This window comes from Cecembia rubra (assembly GCF_003014575.1).
In the GTDB taxonomy this organism is placed as follows: Bacteria; Bacteroidota; Bacteroidia; order Cytophagales; family Cyclobacteriaceae; genus Cecembia_A; species Cecembia_A rubra.
The window spans coordinates 454,730-473,385 of the sequence record NZ_PYGF01000002.1; the positions used below are offsets into that span (position 1 = coordinate 454,730).

Annotated in this window: 15 protein-coding genes, 2 pseudogenes and 1 riboswitch; of the genes and pseudogenes, 2 read left to right on the top strand and 15 right to left on the bottom strand. The window is 35.1% G+C overall.

Annotated elements, in window-relative coordinates; all coding sequences use genetic code 11:
• Positions 1-75 precede the first annotated feature (75 nt).
• Positions 76-1,722, top strand: a complete 1,647-nt coding sequence (pgi, locus tag CLV48_RS06790; protein WP_106566500.1) for a glucose-6-phosphate isomerase — start codon at positions 76-78, stop codon at positions 1,720-1,722.
• A gap of 475 nt (positions 1,723-2,197) precedes the next feature.
• Here the strand turns inward: pgi and CLV48_RS06795 are convergent, their stop codons facing one another.
• From CLV48_RS06795 to CLV48_RS06860, 15 genes and pseudogenes are all read right to left on the bottom strand, one after another.
• Positions 2,198-3,442 carry a serpin family protein gene (locus CLV48_RS06795; protein ID WP_106566501.1) on the bottom strand — a complete coding sequence of 415 codons (1,245 nt, stop codon included), beginning with the start codon at positions 3,440-3,442 and terminating at the stop codon, positions 2,198-2,200.
• 227 nt (positions 3,443-3,669) lie between these two features.
• On the bottom strand, positions 3,670-4,839 hold the full coding sequence (locus CLV48_RS06800; RefSeq protein ID WP_106566502.1) for a trans-sulfuration enzyme family protein: 1,170 nt from the start codon (positions 4,837-4,839) through the stop codon (positions 3,670-3,672).
• Positions 4,840-5,074: 235 nt separating this feature from the next.
• Positions 5,075-5,178: riboswitch (SAM riboswitch) on the bottom strand.
• A 174-nt stretch (positions 5,179-5,352) separates the two neighbouring features.
• Entirely contained in the window at positions 5,353-5,913 is a 561-nt protein-coding gene (pth, locus tag CLV48_RS06805) for an aminoacyl-tRNA hydrolase (RefSeq protein WP_106566503.1), read from the bottom strand.
• 89 nt (positions 5,914-6,002) lie between these two features.
• A complete protein-coding gene (locus CLV48_RS06810; protein WP_106566504.1) occupies positions 6,003-6,575 on the bottom strand; it encodes a 50S ribosomal protein L25/general stress protein Ctc in 573 nt (190 codons plus the stop codon).
• 222 nt (positions 6,576-6,797) lie between these two features.
• Positions 6,798-7,937, bottom strand: coding sequence for a molybdopterin-synthase adenylyltransferase MoeB (moeB, locus tag CLV48_RS06815; protein ID WP_245889507.1), 1,140 nt, complete (start codon positions 7,935-7,937; stop codon positions 6,798-6,800).
• 33 nt (positions 7,938-7,970) lie between these two features.
• Positions 7,971-8,228 (bottom strand): annotated as a pseudogene (locus CLV48_RS20725) (MoaD/ThiS family protein); the annotation flags it as partial.
• Between the two features lie 6 nt (positions 8,229-8,234).
• Positions 8,235-8,657, bottom strand: a complete 423-nt coding sequence (locus CLV48_RS06820) for a M67 family metallopeptidase (protein ID WP_106566506.1) — start codon at positions 8,655-8,657, stop codon at positions 8,235-8,237.
• Positions 8,626-10,071 carry a polysaccharide biosynthesis protein gene (locus tag CLV48_RS06825; protein WP_106566507.1) on the bottom strand — a complete coding sequence of 482 codons (1,446 nt, stop codon included), beginning with the start codon at positions 10,069-10,071 and terminating at the stop codon, positions 8,626-8,628. The genes CLV48_RS06820 and CLV48_RS06825 overlap by 32 nt, the downstream gene beginning before the upstream one ends.
• A gap of 118 nt (positions 10,072-10,189) precedes the next feature.
• Entirely contained in the window at positions 10,190-11,485 is a 1,296-nt protein-coding gene (locus CLV48_RS06830) for an NAD(P)H-dependent oxidoreductase (RefSeq protein ID WP_106566508.1), read from the bottom strand.
• A gap of 11 nt (positions 11,486-11,496) precedes the next feature.
• Complete coding sequence (gene rfbC / locus CLV48_RS06835; RefSeq protein ID WP_106566509.1) at positions 11,497-12,024, bottom strand: dTDP-4-dehydrorhamnose 3,5-epimerase; 528 nt, start codon at positions 12,022-12,024, stop codon at positions 11,497-11,499.
• Between the two features lie 6 nt (positions 12,025-12,030).
• Positions 12,031-13,083 carry an NAD-dependent epimerase/dehydratase family protein gene (locus tag CLV48_RS06840; protein ID WP_106566510.1) on the bottom strand — a complete coding sequence of 351 codons (1,053 nt, stop codon included), beginning with the start codon at positions 13,081-13,083 and terminating at the stop codon, positions 12,031-12,033.
• 26 nt (positions 13,084-13,109) lie between these two features.
• Entirely contained in the window at positions 13,110-13,892 is a 783-nt protein-coding gene (rfbF, locus tag CLV48_RS06845; protein WP_106566511.1) for a glucose-1-phosphate cytidylyltransferase, read from the bottom strand.
• 695 nt (positions 13,893-14,587) lie between these two features.
• Positions 14,588-15,501 (bottom strand): annotated as a pseudogene (locus CLV48_RS06850) (IS1595 family transposase).
• Positions 15,502-15,884: 383 nt separating this feature from the next.
• Complete coding sequence (locus tag CLV48_RS06855) at positions 15,885-16,811, bottom strand: ribose-phosphate pyrophosphokinase (RefSeq protein ID WP_106566512.1); 927 nt, start codon at positions 16,809-16,811, stop codon at positions 15,885-15,887.
• 106 nt (positions 16,812-16,917) lie between these two features.
• Entirely contained in the window at positions 16,918-17,631 is a 714-nt protein-coding gene (locus CLV48_RS06860; RefSeq protein WP_106566513.1) for a 2-phosphosulfolactate phosphatase, read from the bottom strand.
• 232 nt (positions 17,632-17,863) lie between these two features.
• On the opposite strand from CLV48_RS06860, the gene CLV48_RS06865 reads away from it, so the two are divergent.
• Complete coding sequence (locus tag CLV48_RS06865) at positions 17,864-18,553, top strand: glycosyltransferase family protein (protein WP_106566514.1); 690 nt, start codon at positions 17,864-17,866, stop codon at positions 18,551-18,553.
• Positions 18,554-18,656 lie beyond the last annotated feature (103 nt).

The window sequence follows — 18,656 nt, forward strand, 5'->3', positions numbered from 1 at the left end:
TATTCCTTTAGATACTTTCTCTGCTCGTATAAAGTTCTATTTTTGCAGCGTTATTCCTATTAGACCAACAAAAAAATGAAAAATATTGACCCTACCACTACTGGCACTTGGCAAAAACTTTCACGATTAGCCAAGGATCACAAGACATTGCAGATCAAAGAGCTCTTTCAGGATGAAAGCCGCTTTTCCGATTTTTCCATCCAATTTGAGGATCTTTTGGTGGATTATTCCAAAAATAGGATGAACAAGGAAATTTTTTCAACTTTGATTGGCCTAGCGGAAGAATGTGGACTAGAGAAAGCAATCCAGGCCATGTTTTCAGGAGAAAAGATCAATGGTACTGAAGGAAGGGCGGTGTTGCATACTGCATTGAGGAACCGTTCCAATTCACCAGTATATATGGATGGAAAAGATGTTATGCCTGAAGTCAATGCCGTATTGGCCCAGATGAAGGCTTTTTCTGATCAGATTTCTAATGGGAGCTGGAAAGGATATACAGGAAAGTCAATCAAATATTTGGTCAATATCGGTATTGGTGGTTCTGATTTAGGTCCTGTAATGGTTACAGAAGCCCTGAAACCTTATCAAAACCCTAATTTGGAGGTGTTTTTTGTATCTAACGTTGATGGAACACATATATCTGAGACTTTGAAGAAAGTTGATCCCGAGACAACCCTTTTCTTTATAGCCTCAAAGACATTTACCACACAGGAAACCATGACCAATGCCCATACGGCTAGAAGCTGGTTTTTGGAGAATGCAAAGGATAAATCGGCGATTGCCAAGCATTTTGTGGCACTTTCTACCAATGCCAAAGCTGTGGCTGAATTTGGGATTGATACGAGAAATATGTTCGAATTTTGGGATTGGGTAGGAGGGAGGTATTCGCTTTGGTCTGCCATAGGACTTCCTATCGCCTGTGCTATAGGTTTTGAGAATTTTGAAAAACTATTGGAAGGAGCCCATTCCATGGATCAACATTTCAAGCATGCGGCATTTGGTGAGAACATTCCAGTGATTTTGGCACTTATTGGCATTTGGAATACTAATTTCCTGGGAGCAAGTTCTGAGGCCATTTTGCCCTATGACCAGTATTTGCACCGTTTCGCTGCTTATTTCCAACAAGGAAATATGGAATCAAATGGTAAGTATGTTTCCAGAAATGGAGAAAAAGTATCATATAGCACCGGCCCCATCATTTGGGGGGAGCCTGGGACTAACGGTCAGCATGCTTTTTACCAGTTGATCCATCAGGGAACCCATCTGATCCCTTGTGATTTTATTGCCCCTGCAATTTCACACAACCCTATCGGTGATCATCATGTGAAGTTATTGTCCAACTTTTTTGCACAGACAGAAGCTTTAATGTACGGAAAGTCCTTAGAAGAAGTCAAAGCTGAAATGACCAGAGCAGGAAAATCTACAGAAGAAATTGAAAAAATTGCAGTCCATAGAGTTTTTGAAGGAAACAGGCCCACTAATTCTATTCTGGTCAAATATATTACTCCGTATACCCTAGGACAATTGATAGCCATGTATGAGCATAAGATTTTTGTTCAGGGTGTGATCTGGAATATTTACAGCTTCGATCAATGGGGAGTTGAATTAGGAAAAATTTTGGCTAATGCAATTTTGCCTGAGTTAATTGGAGAGGAGGAAGTAAAAAGTCATGATTCGTCCACGAATGGATTGATTAATGCTTATAAGAGGTTTAGGAAATAATAATTACTGTGATTTAAATTAATCCGGCAAAACTTCCATAGGGAAGATTTGCCGGATTGTTTGATTTGGAAAAATAAAGATTTTAAAATTATCCTATTTAGGCCATTGCTTTTTTTGTCGTGACATTTAATCTACCTTAAGATCTAAAACTTAATGATTCCAAGGCTTTAACTATTTCTTGTGCTTTAATGATTAAGTTGAAGTTTTGTTTGCTAGCCGCAAAAAAATATAAACACAGGAAATGCATAAGATTTCAGCAAATGGCAGACAATTTTTACATTGGAGCAAATCTCTCAGCTTTTCCTAATTGCTCATTTGCAACCCAAATTTCCGAAGGAGTTACTTCTGAAATTTGTAGTTTTAGCAGTTGTACAGAATTACCTGTTCCCACTTTATTCAAAGTAATTTTCAGCACAGTTGGTTGAAATACCTAAAAGGAAAAATTCCACATTGTGATTAATTTCTTAATTATTTTTTAGAGCAAGCTTGGGTTTCCCAATTTGCCCATAAATAGGATTGAACCGGAACTTTTCTCTTTGATCAGGAAATAAAATGGTTTATCCAAAGTGATAATTCTTGGACCTGTTGGCATAGATGTTAAACCGATTTCTACGATTGTGGCCGCAGCTGCTTCAGTTCCTTTCTCATCTACTTCGATCAGTGCCTCATGGATGACTCTCGAAATGAGCATAGGAGGCAATGAACCCTCAAAGAGTTTGGTGAAATTATTTGGGTTAGGGCTAAAGGGTGTGACTAACCCCATATTTTCAAGCTTGTCTCTTAAGTTTTCCTCCTTATACCGCATTTTGAATTTTGGCATTTTGAGGATTACGCTGGTTTCTTGGGCGTTTTCAGACCATGCAGCTAGGTTTTCTATTGTAATTTCCGGTAAAATGCTGCTTAAGCTTCCATTCTGAGCTTGTATTATCGCCATTTGGTACTGCCCTGTACTATAAGGGATTTCCAAATAGTTCACTTTTGCATTACCTGCAGTTCTGAGAGTGACCTTATCTTTGGATTCCATCATTTCTACTTGTACAGATGCGCCATTATCCGGAAAGAAAGATTCTTTTTTTGTTTTTTGTGGATCGAATTGATACTTCCAGTCTCCCTTGAAATAAATAGCATTCACCAGGTACATAACCGCTTCCCTCGGAATGCTGTTCAGCATATCTCTAATCAGGTTATTTGTCTGTGAGGCTATCCAATTGTTAATTACCTGATGGGCATTGGTTTGGTCAAAGTTGAGTGGGCTTATATTGGCATTATAATAAGTCTCCATGCTATTCTTAAAAGGCGCTTGTACCCTAAACCCTTCTCTGTACCAGATTCCATTAGCTATATTGATTTTGACTTTTGGGTCAACTTTTTTAAGGTATTCAGTTAAACTTTTGACAGCTTGATTGGCTTCTGCTTTGCTCAGTCCATGGTAAGCTAAAACGTCTAGATATTCCTGAAGAACTTCCCCTTCATTTCCGTTCATAGCCATAGAAAGGGCCTGGTGGATACTGAATGGTCCGGTAAAATGATTTTCCAAACCATCTTTTTCCAATTCCTTAAAAAAACGGACTGCAAAATTAACATTTGCCTGAACCATTTCTGATTCAGATTTGCTCATTAGTCTTGTGTTGGCTTCCACTGGGCCCATAGAATCTTGAAATGGATTACAGGATGCAGCCAAAAGAATAAAGCCTAGCAAAGGTAAAGTGATCGCTTTCATAATTGTCAAGTTTAGTCTTTGGGGCCTAGACGTGAAAATTTCTTTGGATGCTACAAGCACAAGTAAATTAATTAACAGGTTATAGTATATCAGTAATGATACCAGGAATCAATATAAATGCGGGTTTTAACCTTACTGATATTAATTCTAAATTGATTCTAATTTACTGATAAATTCAATGATATTCAGTTAAGGGTATGATTGCGGATAATCCTTCATGAGTTTTATTAACGTGATTTTTCCAAAGCCATTTCAATATCCTTAATTATATCCTCCTGGTTTTCCAGTCCTACTGAAATTCTTACAAGGCCATCAGTTATTCCGACTTTGTTTCTTTCTTCTAAACTGAGTTTGCTATGGGTGGTGGAGGCAGGATGTGTTACTATACTTCTACTATCACCCAAATTGGGGGTAATGGAAATCATTTTAAGGTTATCAATAAATCTTTGGGCTCTGGGAAGTCCACCTTTTAAGGTCAATGTGATTATTCCTCCTCCAGCTTTCATCTGTTTCTTGGCAAGTTCAAATTGGGGATGGGTTGGAAGAAAGGGGTATTTGACAAAATCCAGGTCCTTATGTTCTTTAAAGTATTCAGCGACTGTTAGGGCATTGGCACAGTGCCTATCCATCCTTATTGCCAAAGTTTCCATACTTTTTGATAAAATCCAGGCATTGAAGGGAGACATGGAAGGGCCTGTGTGCCGAGTGAAATAGCTTACTTGGTCTATAAGATGTTGTTTGCCTAAAATTAATCCACCTAAAACCCTCCCTTGACCATCGATGTATTTAGTGGCAGAATGTGTAACAATATGCGCTCCCCATTTTACGGGTTGTTGTAAATAAGGGGTAGCAAAACAATTGTCTACTACCAAAATCAAGTTATGTTCAGCAGCAAATTTTCCTGCCCATTCCAGGTCAATAATTTCCAATCCGGGGTTAGATGGAGTTTCAATAAACAGCATTTTTGTATTGTGCTGGATAAGCTTCTCCCAATTGGATATATCTGAAATGTCTCCGTAAGTGGAGGTAATTCCCCATTTTGGGAAAATTTTTGTCAAAAGCTGGTGAGTGGAACCGAATAAAGATCTAGACGCAAGTATATGATCGCCTTGCTGAAGGAGTGATGCTATGCTTCCAAACATTGCTGCCATGCCAGAAGCGGTCGCTATACCATCTTCTGAACCCTCCGCTGCACAGATTTTTTGAATGAGCTCCTCAGTATTGGGGTTGGAGTACCTGGAATAGATATTGCCCTCGATTTCATCAGCAAACATTTGTCTTGCTTCTTCTGCACTTTCAAAAGTAAAAGAAGAAGTCAGGTAAATAGGAGAGGAATGTTCTCTTTGATTGGATTTGGTACTGCTAAGTCTTATGGCTTCCGTTTCGAAATGATGCATATCGGATGTTTGTTTTTAGAGAATAGGTGGTTGAGAAAATGGCAAATCGGTATTGTAAAATGATTTGGGATTTTCATTTATCAGGTTTATTTCTTTAAAACTTAATACTAATGCAGGATTAAGGTAATGTATAGAATGATAAAGCTTGAAGAAATTGGAGTAAAGGCACTTATTTACCTGGTACTTGGTACTTGGTACTTGGTACAAAAATATTTTCCTTGTCGTCATATAATCTAATTTATAGTTCCCTTATTGGGCAGGTTTTGGCACCTTTCCTAGAGTTAAGGATGGTTGCCAGAGGGTCTAAGAGCCTGATCTCTCGCCTCTTCTTTATAAATCAGTCGCCTGAAGTGAATACAAATAAAAGTCAGTATAAGTTTAAAAGCAAATTTCTCTAAATATTCACTTTTCATTTTTGTTTTCTGGACCCATTCCCGTCATTGAATTTTGCTGTTCGGATAATTAGATCCAGGTATTGAGTTATCATTTTGCTTGGTACTATGTACAACAATTTTAATCATTAAATTGCGTCATTGTCATATTGATCCCTATGGTGCAAAAGCTTAAGCTCATTTCGATGGCCTTATCCATAAAAATGGGAAGTTCATCAATTTCCTTTTGTGTCCAACGTCCAAGCACATACTCTACTTGTCTTCCTTTTGGATAGTTGTCACCAATGCCAAACCGCAATCTGGGATAATCTGACCCACCGCAAAGCGCTTCTATATTTTTTAGGCCGTTATGGCCTGCGGCGGATCCTTTTGCCCTCATTCTTAATTTACCGAAAGGCAGGGCTACATCATCTACTATGACCATGATATTTTCTTTTGGAATATTGAGTTCTTTCATCCAATAGTTTACAGCCTTTCCACTTAGATTCATATAAGTTGTAGGCTTAATCAAATAAATGTGTCTGCCTTTATGTTTGAACTGAGCAATGAATGCCAAGCGGTCACTTTTCCACTCAGCGCCATTTTGGTCAGCCATTCTATCTACAGTTAGGAAACCGACGTTATGTCTGGTCAGTTCGTATTCTGGTCCTATATTTCCAAGTCCTACAATTAGGTATTTCATGTGGATACTTTTATGAAAAGGTTGGCAAAAATAAAAAATCCTGCTTAAGGATTAAGCAGGATTTCAAATATTGGTATTTTGAATCTGAATTATTCAGCTTTTTTACCTCTAAGCGCTCTTGGAATTCCAATGGTTACGATAGAGACGTTTGGTGATGTTAGAATTTCAAAGCCTTCGCCTTTCAATTCACCAACTTTGAAGGATTTACCCAATTCCAAACCGGAGATATCAACTTGGATTTTGTCTGGAAGATTTGCAGCAAAACCTTTAACAGCCAGTTTCCTTGTTTTAATTTCCAATTTACCACCTTTTTGAACACCTGGAGAAGTCCCTACGATTTCAACTGGGATTTCAAATTTGATAGGTCTATCTTCAGAGAAAGCTAAGAAGTCAGCATGCATCAATACTTCTGATACTGGGTGAAAATGCGCATCTTTTAATACTGCTTTCATTTTTTGACCTTCTACGTTAAGGTCAACCATGTGCACATCCGGAGTGTAGATCAAATCCCTGAAAAGGATTGCCGGAGAATAGAAGTGAATCTGTTCTTTGATAGCGGGACCATAAACCACACAAGGAACATTTCCTTCCTCACGGATTTGCTTAAGTTCTGCACCATCGAGATTTGCTCTTTTAAACCCTATAATCTCTAGTGATTTCATAATTGTTTTTTTTAAGTTGTTTGATTAAAATGGACTAATGCCATTTTTTTGGTCTGCAAAGGTAGAGTTTTTTTTCGATTATGCATAATGTTTCTGGATATTCAATTCAAGAATGTGTTGTTGAAGGAATTTTATTTTTGAACTATAATTTTGAAAAACTTTCTCCTTTGTATTCAGGAAGGGGGATATTTGGTTAACCTAAAAGTGTTTTCAGATTATTAATTACGCTTTCACCGTTATTTTTTCCATTTGAGAGTATGCTAGAATTCCACCTTTCAAGTTGAAAAGATTTTCAAATTGAAACTTATCTTCCAACTCTCGGATTGCTTTAGCACTTCTTGCTCCAGATCTACAATGAATAATTACTTTTTTGTTTCTAGAAATCAAATGTGCTTTATGGGTAATTTCTGACAGGGGAATAAGCAAACCATTTAGATTTAATTCTTCAAATTCATGAATTTCTCTTACATCAATCAATTGAAAATCCAGCTCTTGGCTTTTCATCTGAAGAAACTCTTCCAGGGTCACTTCTTTCACTTTCCGTTCAACTGCAGGAATTCCACAGAATTGTTCATAATCCATCAGTTTATGAATAGTTGGATTATCGCCGTTTAAAGGATTGTTTGATTTCCGGGTGATTATAAAAGTTCTTGAATGAAAAGTTAATGCATCGAAAGTGTAAAGCTTTCCACTTAATGGCTCCCCAACTCCAGTAATTACTTTTATTACTTCAAGTGCTTGTAAACTTCCAATGATTCCTGGTAACACGCCAAGAACACCGCCTTCTGCACAATTTGGGACCAAGCCAGGCGGAGGAGGGGTAGGGTATAGGTCTCTGTAATTAGGACCTAGAAGTCCATTTTTGTTTCTAAAGTTAAAAACAGAAACTTGTCCTTCAAATTGAAAAATAGAAGCATAAACATTGGTTTTATCAAGTAGAACACAGGCATCATTCACCAAATAACGGGTCGGGAAATTGTCCGTTCCATCAGCCACCACATCATAATCTTTAATGATTTCCAGCGCATTCTGTGAAGTAAGTTGAGTGTTATAAATATTGATTTTGATATGTGGATTAATATGTTCTAATCTTTTTTTAGCGGCGATTACTTTTGAATTTCCTATTTGATCTATTCCAAAAAGGACTTGTCTTTGAAGATTACTGTCATCCACTACATCAAAATCCACTATTCCAATATTGCCTACCCCCGCAGCAGCTAAATACAATAGCATCGGACTTCCAAGTCCTCCGGATCCTACCACCAAAACTTTTGATTTTTTTAATTTTTTTTGTGCTTCTAATCCAAATTCTGGGATAATAATATGTCTATTATATCTAGATAGCTCTTCTTTTGAAAACACAATTTCTTCCTCATAGTCGCTTCCACCGGCTATTGCAGGAACTAGGCTAACTTTGCTTTTTGAGTCGATTTTAGTTTCTTTTTCATTTAAATTCCTGATATCGTCTTCATCAACAAAAATGTTCAGGAAAGATGGAACCTCACCTTCTCCAGTAAACAAATAGTTTTTTAAGGGTGGAAATTCTTGAGTCAGTTTTTCTAAAAGATCTTTAATATTTTCTGCTTCAATCTCTATTTTAGATTGATTGCTCGTAAACTTTCTCAAAGGCGTCGGAATAAAAACTGTAGCCATAGTGAATTAATTTGCGGTTATTTCTATTTCTTCCTCTATAAATTCTCTTTTCCTATTTAATGTCCAAGATTTTAAGGAAGAAAATTTTTGGTTGTTAAGAGAAATAATTATGTAAGAGAATTCCTCAAATGCAAACTTTAAATCGGTTTTTGAAGGAAAAGGAGGGGAGTCCAAATGTGTATGGTAAACACCTAAAAGTCTCCAACCTTTTTCAAGGGCCAAATCTTCAGCTTTAAAATAGTCTTTAGGAGCAATTTCAAATCTGATTTTTTTATTTTCCCGGTTGATGTTTTCTGCTTTAATAAAATCCGAAATCCTTTTTGATTGGATTTGTATTGTTCCAAACAAAAAACCACATGATTCTTCATTTACAAATTCCACTTGGCCCAAAATTTCATCAAGAAGCGTCTTTGAGAATATAATTTTCATTTTTAAGGTCTTGAATTTCTTTTGCTTCCTTTAAAAGTTTCTGGACTTCTTCATAATGTTCTGATCCTACAAGAGAATTGACTAGTATAGGATAAATATGCCCATAGTTTTCTAAGGTGGTATCCTCTGCCACCAAAAATTTTGGTGAAATTCCCCATTTCAGGATATTGAAGGTGTCTTTTTTGTTGACGTATTTTAGAGAGTCAATAAATATTTTCTCTAAACCTGATAATAAATTCTCTTTCTGTTCATTAGGCCTAAGAGATGATTTTAAATTTTGAATTAATTCAAATAATAGACGCTTTTCGCAAGGAACAATACTTGAAATTAGAATATCCCCTGCTTTATTGATTTCTCTTTTTTGATTTTCATAAACATTGATGAGTAGATTTAGTTCCTGTGGCTTATTCCAATCCAATTGTCCTCTAAAAAATTTTTCGGAATATCCCTTTGGGTTTCCTGTGAAAACAATTGGAATCCTCCTACCAGAATTCTTAATATAATACAAGGCAAGTTCGAGGCTTTCTACGGGCCACTCAAGGTTTTTAACTAAAAGGAAATTACAAATTTTAGATTCTGCATTTATTAAGGCATTCAGCAATAAATAAGAGGCTTCAGTCAGGTTTTGTGCAGTTACAAATTTACCAGGGGAGTGGATTTTTACATAATCTAAAGATTTTGAAGAATTTTTTAATTCATTATTCATTAAACTGTTGCAATATATATGGGTAAATCTAACCATACTGTATTTGATCTTGGATGTTCTTGAAAATGCATCAAGTATATTTTCACATATTTTCTTTGTTGATGCATATATTTCTTGCGTAAAATACCGACTTGCCTTTCCAGTTGAGGTAAATACAAAATTCTTTACTGATATGGAATTTTCGCAAGCTTTCACAAGGTTCCAAGTGCCAATGATATTGGTTTGAACTGTCTCCAAAATATTTCTTTCTGCATATCCAGGGTCTCTTACTGCTGCTGTATGGAAAACGATTTCTGGTTGAATTTTTTTTAAGCATTTTGCCAATGATATTTCATCCCGTATGTCGATATGGATAAATTCAACTTTGTCAGCATAAAAAAGCCGTTTTTGAAAGCTAAATGGTTTGATGTCCAGAACAAAAACTTTGGATACTTCAAACTTTAATAAATCATCAACCAGTGTTGTTCCTACACTACCCAATCCTCCTGTAACCAAACAAACTTTATTCTTGAGTTCTTTTTTTAATTCATCAACAGGGAGGCTTAAAGTCCTTTTTCTTGCCGATTCAAAAGGATTCTCTAACAGTCTTCCTTGTTGGTCATAAAGAATAATGAGTTCTTGTGTTAATTCAACAAGTATATCATAATTCTCCTCTTTTTCAAAAAGCCCGGAATAATGCCATATTTTCTTCAAAATAGTATGTACCATAGGTTAAAAAAAATAATGAATTAGAGTAGTCAAAGCTGATTAAACTGACTTATTATTCAATTTTACATTAATAAAGTTTTCCCTTTAATCAGCTTTGATTTATTTGAATTTAATTCTCCTATTTGAAATAGGAAATTTGTTCTGCTCTCAGTTTATCGGAAAGCCTATTGTCCGGTAGAATGACATCATCATAAGTCAATACTTTGTCTTTAGATACATCATTTTTTAAGATACAATCTTCCGCCAATCCGATTGGGAGAAGATTTTCTTTTATTGAAATATCGTAATTTTCACAAAGCCCATATGTCATATAGCCACCTAATCCATCAACTTTTTCGCCTTTTTTGAGATCAATCTTTGCAGTGGTCACTACGTCCACCATTGGTTTTCCTATTGGGGTAACAGCGGCATCATTGAATAATACTGCCCTCGCCACTGTAAGGGGGACTTCAAAATGACACAGATGATAAGGGTTATAGAACAGATACAAAGGACCCTTGCCCACTTTATACAAATGTAAATAATGTTGTTGTTTTGGATCATCATGTGTCCCTAAAACAAAAACCCCAGGACCAGGTTCAGCTCCAACCACATAGTCAACTATTCCAGATCCGTTAAGTAAAGCCTCTAAAGGATAAAGATCTTGGACAATTTCTTTTAAATGGGTGCCTCCTGGTACTGTTGGGCCATACATTCCTCTTTTTGCAACTTTCATTCCAGTCGCATTTGCCACAATGGCCTGCTCGAATGAAATTTTTGTTCCATCTGCAAAAGATGTAACCATTTGTGGATTTTGTCCCCATTGTTTGGCAAAGCCTTCCTGCGTAGTTGGATTTCTGTAGGGATCATGCAGTCCTTTTATATTACCACACAGTACTGGCTTTAGGCCTATGGACTTTACAAACCTATATAAATTCATTTCAACACCTGGCTGATCACCATCGACATTGGTCAAGATTACACCTGCTTTGTCAGCGTAAACTTTAAGAATGGGTCCAATAGTGCCATCAACTTCAGCATTCATTAATATTACATGCTTTTTATTTTCAAAAGCTTTGAGTATCAAATGGGAGGATAGTTCAATTGTTCCGGTGACTTCGATGATTGCATCGATTCCTTCTGCTTCACATAAAATATAAGGATTATCTGTTACACTGAATTTTTTGGATTTAATGTTGTCTTCTAAAATGTTTTTTGAATCCACATAATAGAAATTATCTATTCCTGCTTCAGTATACGCCCTTTTTGCTTTTTCAAGGCTTCTGTTATAAATAGCAACTAGTTCCATTCCAGGAACTGAATTACAAATTTGATTGGCGATTCCTCGTCCCATAAACCCAGCACCGATCATAGCTACCTTCACTGGATTGTTTTCTTCTGCCCTTTTTTGAAGGGCTGTGTCAATAATAATCATGTTATTTTGAATTAAAAGTAATTAGGATGGTTTCGGTCTTTTTCTGAGATAACAGTAGGATTCATTGGCCATTCAATGTTAAAAGCTGGATCATTCCACCTAATGCCTGCTTCCGCTCCAGGAGTGTAAAATTGAGAAACTAAGTAAGTCACCTCTGAATTATCTTCTAATGTCATGAAACCATGGGCAAAATCTTCTGGAACATAAAGCATTTTATAATTGCTTTCGTTCAATTCAACTCCAATCCATTCTTTATAAGTCGGAGAATCAGGCCTAAGGTCAATTATTACATCCAAAATAGCACCTTTAGTACATCTGATCAATTTACTTTCTTGATAAGGTGCTTTTTGGAAATGCATTCCTCTAATTGTTCCTTTTGTTTTTGAGAAGGATGTATTGGCTTGTTTTATGGCAGAATTAAGACCATATTCAGCCATTTCATTTGCACACCAAGATCTGCCGAAAAAACCTCTTTCATCTTCCAGTTTTTTGATTTCTATCTCAAATGCTCCTTTAAGTTTAGTTTCTTTAAAAATCATATCAATTTACTTTTTCCAATTCCAATGTAGCGTTTCACTTAATAATTTATTTTCTTGAAGATTATTTAGCACTTGAAGCCTTATGAGTTCCGAAGAGCGATAATTTGGATCGGAAAAATTCATACCCAAAAGATTCTTATAAAGATCTAAAACTGTAGTCTCTAAAGAATATTCTGGCTGATGATTCGGGGCCAATTTTTCATACAAATCAAAATTAACCTTGTAAGACCTTTTGTCGGGGGCAGCATTCTTATTTACAGAAACTTTGGTTCCAGGGATTATTTTTGCAACCATTTCAGCTAATTCAACAACTTGGTAATTCCAATATTTCGATCCTGTATTAACAGCTAAAAATTTCCCTCCGTTTGCGGATTTTCTGATAATACCAAAATCAATGGCCCTTGCCATATCCTTAACATTAATTAGAGGCCGCCAAGGGGTCCCATCACTTAATATTGATATTTCTTTAGAAGTTATTGCTCCTGCTACAAAGTCATTTAACACAAGATCAAGTCTTAAACGACTTGAAAAGCCACAGGCTGTTGCAAATCTAAAGCATGTCACCAAAAAATTATCATCTGCCAATTTTTCTAATCCCTCTTCAGCTGCAACTTTCGATCTCGCATAAGCTGTAAGTGGATTCAGGCTATCTCCTTCTTTTTTGGGTGCATCATCCGCTGCACCATATATGCTACAGCTTGATGCAAAGATGAAGGACTTTGTCCCTTCCTTTTTGGCAAGTTCAGCCATTCTTAGTGCAGAATGACAATTAACTTCCATGGTTACTTCCTCATATTTATTTCCCATTGGGTCATTAGATATTGCAGCCAAATAAATGACTACGTCAACGCCCTTGAGAAGGCTTGAAGGAAAGTTTCTCACATCCCCAAAAATTTGCTGATTTAATGGGACATCAGGAAAATAAGCTGCATTAGTTAAACATTTTGCAAAATAACCTGTATCATATCCTACAATTTCTGCTTCTGGGAAAGAGTTTCTTAACTTTATTATGACACCTGGGCCAACATAGCCCATGTTCCCTGTGATAAGTATTTTCATTTTTTAAAAATTATGTTTTATAAGTTTTACCAAATTTTCCATGGAGCTTTATTGTTATTCCAGAGCCCTTCTAATACCTGCTTGTCCCTAAGGGTATCCATGGGTTGCCAAAAATCATAATGTTTAAAAGCGGACAACTCTCCGTTTTCTGCCATTTTTTCTAACGGTTCTTTCTCCCAAATGGTATCATCTCCTTCCAAGTAGTTAAAAGCTTTTGGCTCAACAATAAAAAATCCACCATTAATCCAAGCATTTTCATTCTCACCACCTGTTGGTTTTTCCCGAAATCCTTTGACCTCGGTTTGATCTTTTCCCAGAGTGAACACACCAAACCTACCTGGTTGTTGGACAGCTGTCATAGTCACTGTGCTTCCTTGTAATTTATGGAATTCAATACTTTTTTTTATATTGATATTTCCAACTCCATCACCATATGTTAGACAAAATGTTTCATTATCTACATAATCTTTGATCCTTTTTACCCTTCCGCCAGTCATGACATTTTCTCCTGTATCTACAAGCGTAACATTCCAAGGCTCAGACTTTTGGTGATGTACATTTATTTTATTGTTTTTAAGATCTATGGTAAAATCTGTATTGTGCAAGTAATAATTTGCAAAATACTCTTTAATCATATGACCTTTATAACCGCAACAGATAATGAAATCATTTATCCCATTTGCAGAATAGATTTTCATAATATGCCATAAAATTGGTTTTCCTCCAATTTCCACCATTGGCTTGGGGCGGACCCCACTTTCTTCACTTATTCTGGTACCAAAACCACCAGCTAATATGACTGCTTTCATTATTCTTGAAACTTAAGTTTTATGTAATTAAAAATTTCTTGAACTAGTTAAGATACAGCTTCGCTTTTTCAGTCACGGTGTTTGACCTTAAAGGAAATAACTGCATTTCAAATAGGAACTATTTGTAATCTTGTTTAAAGTTGTTTCCTTAGTTCAATTACAATATTAGCAAAAATTTTTAAATACAAATAAATGTATTCAAAATACTTTTATAATTATTCAAATTTTAATTTTTAATGCTTATTTCCGTTAATCAATTTGCATCAATCTTAATTATGGTATTTCGAAATCAATAGATTAGTATTATTTATTGGGGATTAAATTTAATGCTGACCTTATCATATGGAAATTGATTAGGGATATGTGAATTAAACTTTAAATTTTCTAGTCCGATTTTAAATAACCTATTTGATTCATGATTAATTCATTTGGTGATAGCACTTTTGGTACATCCTATCCAGGTATTTATGGACGTATTAGTTTTTGTTTTATATGATTAACTACCGATAGTATTTCGATTTAAAAATTCAGTTTTTAAGAATATTTGATGAATTCTCCTACTCTCCAAAAAGCTTTTCAAGCTGTTTTTAGCCATGGATTTATGATAAAAAAATTCTGTTAAATATATATCTTATTATGATTAAAAAAATCTCCTTTGTTGTTGATTATTAATTTTGAGTTAACACCGAATATGATTATCCGCTATCTTGCCAGTAGGTATAAATAGATGCAATGGTGAACCTGTCAACTAGTTTTTGACTGAATTATCTTCTGTTGAGCTTTTAAAGGAATTCATCTAGTTAGTTCTACATCATCCTTTCTGATATCATATAGTACCTTAGCAAGTGTTTCTTTAAGTTACCAATTTCAATATAAACACTCTTCAGGTTGAAGTTACCTTCATTTCTTCCAGAGATTTCTCTTAAATAAACATCAATACACTCACCCATATCTTAAAATGTGGTACTCTTATCTGTTTGTAGTACAGTATTCTTATAAATGAATTCCTTGATTAAAACCTGTACTGTTTTAGCCTCCAAGTTCTTTATATTCTTCATCTTGAAATGCCTACAGCCCTTTTCAAGCTTACCCGAGTTAGGGTCCTAAAGTACTGTGGATTCAGCCATAAAAGCCACTTTTTGACTTCCTTGCAATGTTTAAGTTTGCTCTTGTTTCTATTATTGACCGCCTTTCCAACAAAAGCTTCATCATATTCAACCATATCTTCAAGTCTGTAAATATTATTTCGTTTTCCCATTACTACCCTGATTTTATGGTATTCATCCTAAAAACAGGTTCGTATCGCTTTAAACCAAGTTGTCTCTGTAGCTCTGCTGCACTGAAAACCTACTTAGTGGCTGAATGCACGTTATGGCAAGCATCCATATACAAATTGGGGAGACTGCTGTTCTCCATCACAGTTCTGCTCTTGATCCATGTTCCAAAACTATGGGAAAAGCATTGAAAAAAATTTCTTGCTTTCTAAGCAATAGTGCTTGGTACATGAACACCTTTTTCAGATTACTCCTTGCTGAAGTCTTTGATGCTTAATTAATTCAATATAAGACGATTCGGCTGGAAAGCGATTGATGAAGTTTGCAATAATCATGGTCAAAACAGTTTATTTTGGCCCAGTTTAGATACAAAGAACGATCACAAATAGCAATTGTCGCATCTTTTCCCGAAGGATTTCGAGAAACTGGCAATATATATTTTGGTAATTTGTTTCGACCCGGACATTATTTTTTTATATGATTATCCGCAATCATACCAATAACTGAGTTTTATAGGGTTAGCCCTAAAATTAGAATCCAAATCAATGAATAACTTGTCCTCCGAGGCGGATCCAAAATCAATTTATATCAGTATGGTTAAAAACCGCATTTAAATTGAATACTGGTATCATTGCGGATGTACATTTTTTTCTAGAAGAAATCGATTAATAAAAACAACTTCTTAAAGAAAAAGACTATAAATTAAACAATAAGCCCTTTAAATGAATAAGGAACTTATAGATGTATTACCAGTAACGGCATGAATTGCTTTTGCAAATAATTCGGCCACTGATAAAACCCTTATTTTTGAAGAAGAATGTTTAAGTGGAATTGTATCTGTTATAACCAATTCTTTAAGAATTGAGTTTTCAATGTTTTCGTATGCTTTACCTGAGAGAACGCCATGAGTGGCAATAGCCCTTACAGATTTGGCACCTTTGTCCATTATTATTTGTGCGGCTTTACATAGTGTCCCAGCAGTATCTACCAAATCATCTACTAAGATTACATCCTTTCCCTCTACCTCTCCAATTACTTGCATTGAGGCCACTTCATTGGCTCTTTTCCTATGTTTGTCACAAACCACCATTTCTACTTCAAAATGCTTTGCATATGATCTTGCCCTAGCCACACCACCAACATCAGGGGCTGCAAATATCATATTTTCATTATGGAGCCTTTCCAAATAGGGTACAAAAATTGCGGATCCATTTAAGTGATCTAATGGGATATCAAAAAAGCCTTGGATTTGTCCTGCATGTAGATCACAGGTCATGATTCTATCAGCTCCTGCAGAAGTTAACATATTAGCAATGAGCTTTGCTGCTATTGAAACTCTCGGACGGTCCTTTCTATCTTGCCTTGCATAGCCATAATAAGGGATTACCGCGCAAACTTTATAAGCACTGGCCCTTTTGGCAGCATCAATCATCAGACATAGCTCCAAGAGATTATCTGCTGTGGGCATGGTAGACTGTATAAGAAAGACAGTGCATCCTCTTACAGACTCATTAAAACTTGGAGACATTTCCCCGTCACTGAATTTGGATATAGTAAGGTCCCCAAGTTTTTTTCCGTAGTTTTTTGCTATTTTTTCTGCTAGTGCCTGGCTTTGCGTGCCCGAGAAGAGTTTAACCTCTGTCATTGTGATTTTTCTTTGGGATGAGATTTAAATTTGCCAACAAAGATATAAAATTTGAAGAAATGGGAACAATTAAGTCATGAGAACGCTTTTTAAATTTCCATTTCTGTCAAAGTATTTGGCCTTGAATTACCCCATTTTTGAATAAACCTATAAGTTCATAAATATCAAAAGTCAAACAAAAGTCAATATCAGCTTCAATATTTTGATTTTGAAGTCTTTTAGTATGAGAGGCATTAGCTAAAAATCCAGCCATATTATTTTTATTGGCCTCGTAAAGGCTTTTTAATGCTAATGTGCCGTCACATTCAGTTGTATAAGCATTTTTAAGCAAATAAGCTACTGCTCCTGCATATAATGAGTCCTCAAGATTAAATTTTCCTTTCCAGCCTGCACATAGGATCAATAAGTCTTCTTTTTGACTCTTCAAGTATTTAATTGTTGCATTTAAATTTATAAAAGCTCCGATAATAATATTATTGGCATTCTCTTTAACCATCTCAATTGCCAATGTTCCGTTGGTGGTCGTAATTGCTATTTTTTTGTTTGAAAATGCATTGTTCAAATAGCTTAAAGGCGAGTTGCCTAAGTCAAAATTTGCCACTTTTTTACCTTCTCTTTCTCCGGCGATAACGTAACCGTGAGGTTTCATGGCCTCACATTCTTCGAGGTTTTTAAAAGGTGTTATAGATATCACATTATTGGCCAATGCCGCTATCATACTGGTAGTAGCTCTGAAGATATCGACTATAAGAACATTCTTTCCTTTGATTTCATAAAGATGAAGTAGTTGAGGACTCAAGCAGGTTTCAATTTTTTTCATATTGTTTCATCTGTGTTTCAAATATAAATGATTTTAAATTATATCATTTTAATGGTCAGGACCTGTAACTTATAAATTAAATAAAATGTATTTTAAATACATTAATTTGTTTTTAAAATTTATATTGTTAATATTACGAAAAAATATTCTGTTATAGTTAAAATTCAAATTTTGGCATTCAAAATAAATAGTTTAAGAATCTGTATTATTTGTGGCCTTAAATTTTATGGTTATGAAAACTAGTTGCGTATTAATTCCTGCTTATTCTTCAAATTCTCATTTTGATTGTTTAAACCAAAATGTCACCAATCAAATCAAAAAAAATAATAATTGGGAGCAATCTTTGATTTATGCGATAAATCGTAACAAAGGGATTTTTGATAAGGTAATTTTAATTAACCACCTGACGTATTTCAATCAAGTAAATACTTTAATAAAAAAGAACGGGATTTTAAATTATGAATTAATAGTCAGGGCATGTCCTTTTAATTCTACTGCAGATTTTGCTTTTGCATCATTTGAAGTAGACCCTGATGAAATTTTATTTGTGAGTGAGACAACAAAATCTTTACTAACCAACAGGGAGTATTTATTGATGATTAAAGAAGTAAAGGAATTAGCAGCTAAAGGTAGCATAATTAGAATTGATATAGAGGCAAATTCTAATTCAAAAAATGATTTTAAAAAAGGAAAACATAAAATTTATTGTTTTAAAGCTGGAACTTTTTTGGAGGAACTATTTAAATATGATAAGACGGTTTTTCAAACTGTAAAAAGAGCACATTTCAAAAAAAGCAATTCTTTTATAAATGAGCTTTTGGATGAATTGATACCTTCCCATTCTGTAGAGGATTTAATTTTTAAGAAATCTAACTTGGGTAGAATTGTAAAATACAAAAAAAACAATTTAGTGATCCAGTAATTAGTTTGTAAAATAACATAATTCATTTTACTTTGATAGAAGTATTAGGGAATTTTGAAATTTAGGAGCTGTTTTCATTGTAGAATTGAAAGTAGAAGTTAAA

Coding starts and splice junctions, on each gene's coding strand:
- CLV48_RS06830 (WP_106566508.1), bottom strand. CDS start 11,485: ATGATTATTATTGACACAGCCCTTCAAAAAAGGGCAGAAGAAAACAAT.
- CLV48_RS06820 (WP_106566506.1), bottom strand. CDS start 8,657: ATGAAAATTATATTCTCAAAGACGCTTCTTGATGAAATTTTGGGCCAA.
- CLV48_RS06800 (WP_106566502.1), bottom strand. CDS start 4,839: ATGCATCATTTCGAAACGGAAGCCATAAGACTTAGCAGTACCAAATCC.
- CLV48_RS06840 (WP_106566510.1), bottom strand. CDS start 13,083: ATGAAAATACTTATCACAGGGAACATGGGCTATGTTGGCCCAGGTGTC.
- CLV48_RS06810 (WP_106566504.1), bottom strand. CDS start 6,575: ATGAAATCACTAGAGATTATAGGGTTTAAAAGAGCAAATCTCGATGGT.
- rfbF (WP_106566511.1), bottom strand. CDS start 13,892: ATGAAAGCAGTCATATTAGCTGGTGGTTTTGGTACCAGAATAAGTGAA.
- CLV48_RS06825 (WP_106566507.1), bottom strand. CDS start 10,071: ATGGTACATACTATTTTGAAGAAAATATGGCATTATTCCGGGCTTTTT.
- CLV48_RS06865 (WP_106566514.1), top strand. CDS start 17,864: ATGAAAACTAGTTGCGTATTAATTCCTGCTTATTCTTCAAATTCTCAT.
- CLV48_RS06860 (WP_106566513.1), bottom strand. CDS start 17,631: ATGAAAAAAATTGAAACCTGCTTGAGTCCTCAACTACTTCATCTTTAT.
- pth (WP_106566503.1), bottom strand. CDS start 5,913: ATGAAATACCTAATTGTAGGACTTGGAAATATAGGACCAGAATACGAA.
- CLV48_RS06795 (WP_106566501.1), bottom strand. CDS start 3,442: ATGAAAGCGATCACTTTACCTTTGCTAGGCTTTATTCTTTTGGCTGCA.
- CLV48_RS06855 (WP_106566512.1), bottom strand. CDS start 16,811: ATGACAGAGGTTAAACTCTTCTCGGGCACGCAAAGCCAGGCACTAGCA.
- pgi (WP_106566500.1), top strand. CDS start 76: ATGAAAAATATTGACCCTACCACTACTGGCACTTGGCAAAAACTTTCA.
- rfbC (WP_106566509.1), bottom strand. CDS start 12,024: ATGATTTTTAAAGAAACTAAACTTAAAGGAGCATTTGAGATAGAAATC.